General features: G+C 63.7%; 8 protein-coding genes. 2 read left to right on the top strand and 6 right to left on the bottom strand.

Features of this window, described 5'->3' with window-relative positions:
- Positions 1–149: 149 nt before the first annotated feature.
- Positions 150–1,940: an ABC transporter ATP-binding protein gene (locus ACFPWW_RS11050; protein WP_377311657.1), complete on the bottom strand. Its 1,791-nt coding sequence runs from the start codon at positions 1,938–1,940 to the stop codon at positions 150–152.
- 377 nt (positions 1,941–2,317) lie between these two features.
- Positions 2,318–3,244: an AraC family transcriptional regulator gene (locus ACFPWW_RS11045; protein WP_113499518.1), complete on the bottom strand. Its 927-nt coding sequence runs from the start codon at positions 3,242–3,244 to the stop codon at positions 2,318–2,320.
- A 33-nt stretch (positions 3,245–3,277) separates the two neighbouring features.
- On the opposite strand from ACFPWW_RS11045, the gene ACFPWW_RS11040 reads away from it, so the two are divergent.
- Positions 3,278–3,685, top strand: coding sequence for a DUF2000 family protein (locus tag ACFPWW_RS11040; RefSeq protein WP_112703198.1), 408 nt, complete (start codon positions 3,278–3,280; stop codon positions 3,683–3,685).
- Positions 3,686–3,826: 141 nt separating this feature from the next.
- Here ACFPWW_RS11040 and ACFPWW_RS11035 read toward each other — a convergent pair whose 3' ends face one another.
- The 3 genes from ACFPWW_RS11035 to ACFPWW_RS11025 all read right to left on the bottom strand — a co-directional run bounded on the left by ACFPWW_RS11035 (position 3,827) and on the right by ACFPWW_RS11025 (position 6,428).
- Positions 3,827–4,891: an aspartate-semialdehyde dehydrogenase gene (locus ACFPWW_RS11035; RefSeq protein ID WP_112757341.1), complete on the bottom strand. Its 1,065-nt coding sequence runs from the start codon at positions 4,889–4,891 to the stop codon at positions 3,827–3,829.
- Between the two features lie 299 nt (positions 4,892–5,190).
- On the bottom strand, positions 5,191–5,856 hold the full coding sequence (locus tag ACFPWW_RS11030; RefSeq protein ID WP_112569022.1) for an OmpA family protein: 666 nt from the start codon (positions 5,854–5,856) through the stop codon (positions 5,191–5,193).
- 161 nt (positions 5,857–6,017) lie between these two features.
- Positions 6,018–6,428 (bottom strand): winged helix-turn-helix transcriptional regulator, encoded by a 411-nt coding sequence (locus tag ACFPWW_RS11025; protein ID WP_112569020.1) that lies wholly within the window; start codon positions 6,426–6,428, stop codon positions 6,018–6,020.
- 77 nt (positions 6,429–6,505) lie between these two features.
- Here ACFPWW_RS11025 and ACFPWW_RS11020 point away from each other — a divergent pair, with 77 nt between their 5' ends.
- The gene (locus ACFPWW_RS11020) at positions 6,506–7,093 is read left to right on the top strand and encodes an NADPH-dependent FMN reductase (RefSeq protein WP_112753331.1); all 588 of its coding nucleotides are present in this window, start codon (positions 6,506–6,508) and stop codon (positions 7,091–7,093) included.
- 74 nt (positions 7,094–7,167) lie between these two features.
- Here ACFPWW_RS11020 and ACFPWW_RS11015 read toward each other — a convergent pair whose 3' ends face one another.
- Complete coding sequence (locus ACFPWW_RS11015; RefSeq protein WP_112569016.1) at positions 7,168–8,166, bottom strand: flagellin; 999 nt, start codon at positions 8,164–8,166, stop codon at positions 7,168–7,170.
- Between the last annotated feature and the right edge of the window lie 14 nt (positions 8,167–8,180).

Genomic DNA, 8,180 nt, shown 5'->3' with positions numbered 1-8,180 from the left:
ACCTTACCCGGAAGCAACGAGGCGATCTTCTCCCACTGTCCGTCGCTCAGTTCATACCGCTTCGCCGCCATCCACAGGTCTCCGTGATCATCACGGCAGCCTATGAATCACTCAGCAACTGATTTGAGAATCCTGAATGTCGATCGATCCTAGGCCACAAGCCCCTTGGTCAGTTCGAGAGCCTGCCGCTCGAACAGCCGGCGATAGATGCCGTCGTTGAGCCGGATGAGCGCCTGATGGTCGCCCTCTTCGACGATCATTCCCTTGTCGAAGACGAGCAGCCGGTCCAGCGCCCGCACCGTCGAAAGGCGGTGGGCGATGACCAGCGTCGTGCGCCCGTCCATCAGGCGCTCCATGGCCTGCTGGATCTGCACTTCGCTCTCGCTGTCGAGGCTGGAGGTGGCCTCGTCCAGGATCAGCACCGGCGCATCGGCCAGAAACGCCCGCGCGATGGCGACGCGCTGACGCTCGCCGCCCGAAAGCTTGACGCCGCGTTCGCCCACCATCGTCTCGTAGCCCTTCGGCAGGTCCATGATGAAACCATGGGCGCTCGCCTGCCGTGCCGCATTCTCGATCTCGCGTCTGGAGGCATTCGGCCGTCCGTAGGCGATGTTCTCGGCCAGAGTGCGGTGAAACAGGATGGGCTCCTGCTGCACGATGGCGATCTGGCTGCGCAGGCTCGATTGCGTCACCTCGGCAATATCCTGACCGTCAATGCGGATCGCCCCGGCATTCACGTCATAGAGGCGCTGGATGAGCTTGACGAAAGTCGTCTTGCCCGACCCGGAATGCCCGACCAGACCGACCCGCTCCCCCGGTTTGATCGTGACCGAGAAATCCTCGTAGAGCGCGGTCGGATGGGCGCCATACTGGAAGGTGACGCGGTCGAAGGCGATCTCGCCCCTGCCGATTGCGATCGCCTTCGCGTTCGGCCTGTCCTCGATGCCGAGCGGCGTCTTGTCGAGCAGGACAAGCTCTTCCATGTCGTTGACGGCACGCTGCAGGTTTCTGATGTCCTGCCCGACCGAGCGCAGATAGCCCTGCAGGACGAAGAACATCGCCAGCACGAAGGTGATGTCGCCGGGCGTCGCCAGCCCCTGCTGCCACATGACAAGGCCGGTGCCGAGAATGCCGGCCTGCATGGAAACCATCATGAAGCCCTGGATCGTGCCGTTCAGCGTTCCGCGCTTCCAGGTGCGCCGCGTGCGGCTGTCCCACCTGGCAAGCACATGGCGCAGGCGCTCCTCCTCGCGCCTTTCGGCACCGAAGGCTTTCACCACCGAGTTGCAGCTGATGGCATCCGCCAGCGCGCCGCCGAGCTTCGTGTCCCAGGCATTGGCAAGCTTTGCCGCCGGCGACACGAAACCCATCGAAAGCGCGACGGTCACGCCGATATAAACAAGCGATCCCGCAGCCACGATCAGGCCCATGACCGGCCAGTAGCTGCCGAGCACGATACTGGCGCCCACCAGCATGACGAGCGACGGCAGCAGAGCGATCAGCAGCAGGTCGTTGAGCGCGTCGAGCGCCCACATGCCGCGGGTGATCTTGCGCACCGTCGAGCCGGCAAAACTGTTGGCATGCCAGTCGGTCGAGAAGCGCTGCACCTTGTGGAAGCCGCTATTGACCACATCGACCATGATGCGCAGCGTCAGCCGGATGATCCCGGCAAAAATGAACCAGCGCAGGGCGACACTGGTCAGGCCAAGGCTCACGACGACAGCGAAGGAGCGGATGGCGCCGTCTGCCGCATTGCCGCCCGCGATCGCGTCGACGATCCGGCCGGAAAATACCGGCACCAGGACTTCGGCCAGCGTGCTGGCAATGACCAGAAGGATGATGGTGCCCACCAGAGCGGGGCGATGCGTCCACTGACGAAAAACAAAGCCGAGCACGTTGCGATACGCATCGGCACGGAAGTCGAACTTCTTGCGAGCCATTTTACCAGTCCGACCCCGCATTTCGGCAGCCGGCCCCAAAATCGAGAGTTGAAGAACACAGCCGCAACAGGGGACGAACCGGTCCCGGCAGATCAGTCGAGCTGTGAAAGAAAATAAAACCGCATCTCGCGCCCCCTGGCGGGCCGCGAATTGGAATGACCTAGTGTCGCATCATTCCGGACGGGAGGACTTCGATGAATGCTGATGTCATACAACGCCTCCTTTGGTTGATCTGCAGCGGTGACAGGTTATGTACCGGACAAATTCGACTTTGCCAACCGATGTTTTCTACTTTGCGGAGAATGATGCGCGGATGACACAACATCGGGGCGTTGAAAGAGCCGCCTCCATCATCCGCCTCGTTCGCCCCCCTGAAATCAGGAGCGCGACAGTCCGCCGCCGCCGGCCTCCGCCGCGTGAAACCGCTGAAGGCCCATCCAGCGCCCCGGCGTCACGCCATAGGCCTTCTTGAAATGCCGGATGAAATGCGCCTGGTCGGCAAAACCGGTGGCCGCCGCCACATCGGCAAAACTCTCCCCTTCGCCCATCAGCGCCTTGGCCTGCTGCAGCCGCCGCATCAGCATGTAGCGGTGCGGGCTGGTGGCGAAGGCCGTGCGGAAATGCCGTGACAGGGTGAACCGGTCGAGGCCGGTAATGTTTTCCAGCTCGCCCGAGCGCACGGCCCTCAGCGCATGCGCCTCCAGATAGTCGCGCGCCGCCCGCACCTGTTTCCAGGCAACCGGCCCCAGAGCCCGGCGGCGCACCTGCGAATGCCGCGACAGGCCGCCGGCGACACGGCTGACGAAATCGTCGACGAAAAGCTCGTCGAGCTCCCGGTCGAGTTCGCCGAGCGCGGCGAGCAGCACCTGCGCCAGCGCCCCGTCGGCGATCACGGGCTGGTCGACAAAGGGAAGGCCGATCTTCTCCGCCGCCAGGCATTCCATCAGAAGCGCCGGCTCCATGTAGAGCATGCGGTAATGCAGGCCCGCCTCGGTCGCCGCCCCGCCGTCGTGCTCCTCGTCGGGATGCAGCACGATCACCTGCCCCGGCAGGCTGAAGCGCCGTTCGCCGCGATAGGTGAAAGTCTGCACGCCGTGCAGAGTTACGCCGAGCGCGTAGGTATCGTGCCGGTGCGGCTCGAACATATTGCCGGAGAACTGCGCCTCGATGCGCTCGATGCCGGGAAAGGCAGGCGCGGTGAGGATGCCGCTGCCCTCGGGCGCGGACAGTATGCCGCTGCCCCCCTGCGGTTCGCACAAACGTTCAAGACCCTCGAAGGCCCGTGGCGTTAGATCCTGGCTCAATGCCTTGTCGATACCCTGATGAAAGAGACTGGAATGTTTGATACCAAAATTGCGATCGTCCTGCGAAACAATCTTGCCGGCTGGCAGAAACTGAATGTAACGGCCTTCCTTTCGACAGGCATCGCCGCCCAATATCCCGAAATCATCGGCGAGCCCTACAAGGACCGCGCCGGCAACCTCTTCAACGCATTGTCCATCCAGCCGATCATCGTGCTGGCCGCCGACGAGGCGACGATGTCGACGATCCACCGCCGCGCGCTGGAGCGCGAGGTGACCTCCTCCGTCTTCATCGAGGAAATGTTTGCGACCGGCCATGATGCGGCCAATCGCGCCGTCTTCGCCGAATACGCCCCCGATGACGCCAAGGTGGTCGGCATCGCCGTCCGGGCCGACAAGAAGGTCGTCGACAAGATCACCAAGGGCGCCAGGATGCAGGCGTGAGGCACCGTGCGGCGAGAGCCTGGGCGATCGTCCGGCCCCGGAGCGCCCCGGGTCTCTCTCGTCATGCTCGGGCTTGTCCCGAGCATGACGTCGAGTAGAGTGCAGGACCTGTCTGGAACAACGAACCCTTTGCTATCCGTTTCAGCGGACCAGCAACGCCTCGGCGATCTGCACCGCGTTCAGCGCCGCCCCCTTCAGCAACTGGTCGCCGACGACAAAGAGCGCGATGCTGCGTCCCGAGGGATCGCCGAGATCCTTTCGGATGCGGCCGACCAGCACATCGTCCTGCCCCGACGCTTCCGACGGCATCGGGAAATGATTGGCGCCCCGGTCGTCCACCAGCTTGAGCCCCGGCGCATCGGCCAGCAGGCCGCGCGCCTTCTCCGGCGTTACGGCTTCATCGAATGTGGCCGTGATCGCCATGCCATGCGCCCGCAGCACCGGCACGCGGATACAGGTGACGCCGACCGGAAGCTCATCCGCGCCGAGAATGCGCCTCGTTTCGGCAATCACCTTCAGTTCCTCGCCATTGTAGCCGCTCTCCTGATCCATCTCGGCATTGTGGCTGAAGAAGTTGAAGGCATAGGGATGCGGCAGGATGCGGGGCCGGTAGCTCTCGCCTCTGAGACAGGCCGCAGTCGATTCTCTCAGTTCTTCCATCGCCGCGGCCCCCGCCCCGGACGCGGACTGATAGGTGGCGATGTTCAGCCGGCGGATCGGATGCGCCCTGTGCAGCGGCGCCAGCGCCACGGTCGCAATCGCCGCCACGCAATTCGGATTGGCGATGATGCCGCTGTGGGAGGCCAGCGCCGCGCCATTCACCTCGGGCACGACCAGCGGCACGTCGGCATGCATGCGGAAGGCGGAAGAATTGTCGACGACGATGGCGCCGGCCCGCACCGCTGCATCGGCATATTGCCTGGAAATGCCGCTGCCGGCCGAAAAGAGCGCAAGATCGATCCCCTCGAAACTCGCTTCGCCCAATTCCTCCACGGCAATCTCCCGTCCGGCAAAGGGCAGCGTCCTGCCGGCGGAGCGGGCCGAAGCAAGCAGCCGCAGCCGGCTGAGCGGGAAATTCCGCCGCTCCAGGCATTGCAGCAGTTCCACGCCGACCGCGCCCGTGGCGCCGACAATGGCGACGGCAGGCGTTGGCGTGCGCAACCGGCGGGAAAGGGTTGAAGCGGTATCGTCGAGTTTGGTCAGCATATGTCTCTCACGTCTGGAATGAGAGAACGGGACCTGTCTCGCTTTGCGGCCCCGTCCGTCTCCGGTGGGGCCTTCGGGTGATCTGCGCTATGCCAGTGACCGCGCATGCACCGAGGAACGCCCCGAAAGGACGGTCGTTTTCGTCGTGCATTTTTTGGTCGTCATCATGCGCATGGGCAAGCTGTAGCACGAAGCCAAACCGGCCGCCAGACACCTTGCCGCCTCAAACGAAAACGTCCCCCGCATCGCTGCGGAGGACGGTAAGACCTGTCGGACAGGACGTGCCGGCCCCTGCCCGATCAGCTCTGCGTGATCGGTGCGATCTGGATTTCGACGCGGCGGTTCTGCGCACGGCCGGCTTCGGTCGCGTTGGAAGCGACCGGCTGCGACGGGCCGAAGCCGACGGCCGACACGCGGCGCTGGTCGATGCCCTGGCCCTGCAGGTAGCTCGCGACCGAATAGGCGCGGCGCTCCGACAGTTCCTGGTTATGCTGCAGGCTGCCGGTGGAATCCGTGTGGCCGTTGATGTCGATGAGCGTGCGGTTGAACTTGCGCAGCACGATCGCCACGGAATTCAGCGTCGGATAGAAGCCCGGCTTGACCGCATCCTGGTCGATATCGAAGGTGATGTTCGACGGCATGTTGAGGATGATGTTGTCGCCCTGGCGGGTGACGGAAATGCCGGTGCCTTCGAGCTGGGCGCGAAGCTCGGCTTCCTGCTGGTCCATGTAATTGCCGATCGCGCCGCCGGCGAGCGCGCCGATGCCGGCGCCGATCAGCGCCGCATTGCGCTTGCCGTGGCCGCCGCCGCCGACGGCGACACCGACGAGAGCGCCGCCGAGCGCGCCAAGGGCAGCGCCGCCGGCGGTGTTCGATACCTTCTGCTCACCAGTATAGGGATCGGTCGTCGTGCAGGCTGAAAGGTAGCTCGCCGCAACGGCCAGAAGGATGAATTTCTTGATCATGGACAGGAGGTTCTCCGTTCGAAGCTGGTGCGAGCAGATATGAAGGAATGCGGCAACAAGATGAAGATATCAATCTGATAAGCCAAATTCCCCACGGGAAACATCGCCCTGTTGCAGCCCCGTCCCGATATCACCAGTTTTGTTGGCATCGCCCACCTGCCTCAGTCGATCCCGCGGCGCTTCGCATAGGCCGCCCGCGCCGCGTCCATGCGCGCGGAGTTGGCGACGACCCATTCGGCAAGGCCGCGAACCGGGTCCAGGAATTCCTGGCCGAGATCCGTCAGCGCATATTCGACCTGCGGCGGCGTGGTGGGCGTGACGGTGCGGGAAACGAAGCCGTTCTCCTCAAGCTCCCGCAGCGTCGATGCCAGCACCTTCTGGCTGATTTCGCCGACCTCGCGGCGAAGCGCGTTGAAGCGCAGCGGTCCCTGGCCGAGCACGCGCACCACCAGCAGGCTCCACTTGTCGCTGATGCGCGCCAGCACGCGGCTGATGTGATCGCAGGCGTGAACCTGTCCGCACGCGTCGGCGGCCTCGCAAGGGACGGTTTCCCCGTGGTTATCTGGTTTCAATAAAGTGCCTCCTTGTGCGCCTTCGCAAACCGTCCGTAATCTGGTTTCCGTTGGAAACCAGCATACAGGAGGTTACTTTGAATTCTAAGCCCCGCATCGCCGTGATTATCGGTTCCACCCGCCCCACCCGATTCGCCGATGCCCCGGCACAATGGATTTTGAAACAGGCACAAGCCCGTGGCGACATGGATCCGGAGCTGATCGACCTGCGCGACCACCCTCTTCCCTTCTTCGACGAAATGGCGTCGAACCTGTGGATGCCGAGCCAGAATCCCGAAGCGGTGCGCTGGCAGGAAACGGTCGGCCGTTTCGACGGCTATATTTTCGTCGTCGCCGAATACAACCACTCGATCACCGCCGCCCTGAAGAACGCGCTCGATCAGGCCTATAAGGAGTGGAACCGCAAGCCCTTCACCGCCATCGGCTACGGCAGCACGGGCGCCACGCGCGCCGTCGAACATCTGCGGGGCATCGGCGTGGAACTGCAGATGGTCTCGACCCATGCGGCCGTGCATATCGCCGGCGGCGACTTCAGGGCCATCCATCCGGCTTTCGGCAACAAGCCGATCAGCGAGATCGAGGCAAACCTCCTGCCGACGGCCAAGACCGCGCTTGACGAACTCGTCTGGTGGGCCAGGGCGACAATGGCCGCCAAGGCAGCCTGAAGCCGGATAGTTCCCGAAACGGCAGACCGCGCGGCAGCCCCGGCCACCGCGCGGCAATCGGTGCGAACCGGGGTTTAGAAATTCTGGAAGAGCTGGCGAACCTTGTCGTAAGAGGCGTTGGCGATGTTGAGAGCCTGCAGGCCGAGCTGCTGCTGGGTCTGCAGCGCCTTCAGCCTGCTCGACTCCTCTTCCATATCCGCATCGACAAGGCGGCCGATGCCCTCGGTAATGTTGTCGGACAGGCTCTTGGCAAAATCGTCCTGCATGCTGATGCGCTTTTCGAGCGCGCCGAAGGCCGAGCCGACCGCCGTCAGCTGCATGAGCGCCGCATCGACGACGCTGATCATCTCGTTCAGGTCCTGTTTGCTGGTCGCAGCCGTCAGGCCGATTTCCGTCTGGCCGGCCGTATTGCCGTTCTTGCTCTTCGCCAGCACCCAGGTCGTGGCGGTGCCGAGTTCGGTGGCGAAGAAGGCCGAGGTCAGCACGCCATATTCGCCGGTGCCGCCGGCACGATCGTCGATCACGTAGCGCGCATCCTTGGATGAGGTCGCCCCGGTCGGCGGGATGTCGATATGGTAGCTCAGCATGCCGACCGACACCGTGCCGTCGGCGTTGCGGATGAAGGAGGCCGGGATCTGGCGCGGCTGCGTCGGCGTGCTGGTATTGTCGAGGATGATCCAGTTGTCGTTGTTGAAGCCCGCGCCTTCCGACACGCTGCGCAGCTGCGCCTTCAACTGTTCGAGCTCTTCGCCGATCTTGGTCTTGTCGACGCCCTGCTCCGTCGCCGCGACCAGCTTCGCCTTGATTTCGGTGACGACGTCGACGACGCTCTCGACACCGGCGGAGGCCGTGCCCATGGTGGCAGCGGCCATGCCGAGGGCATCCTGAACGGCAGACAGGGCCTTGTTGTCGGAGCGCGCTGTCGTCGCAACCGACCAGTAAACGGCATTGTCACTGGATTTCTCGACGCGCAGACCGGTCGTGATATGGTTCTGCGTCACCGTCATCTTCCGATTGATATCACGCAGCACATGAAGCGCCGCATCCACGGAGGTGCGCTGATAAATACTCACGGTACAAACTCCAA

This window comes from Rhizobium sp. GCM10022189 (assembly GCF_042656325.1).
In the GTDB taxonomy this organism is placed as follows: Bacteria; Pseudomonadota; Alphaproteobacteria; order Rhizobiales; family Rhizobiaceae; genus Rhizobium.
Note: the sequence above shows the minus strand (reverse complement) of the source record. Positions and strands in the feature narration are given on the sequence as shown.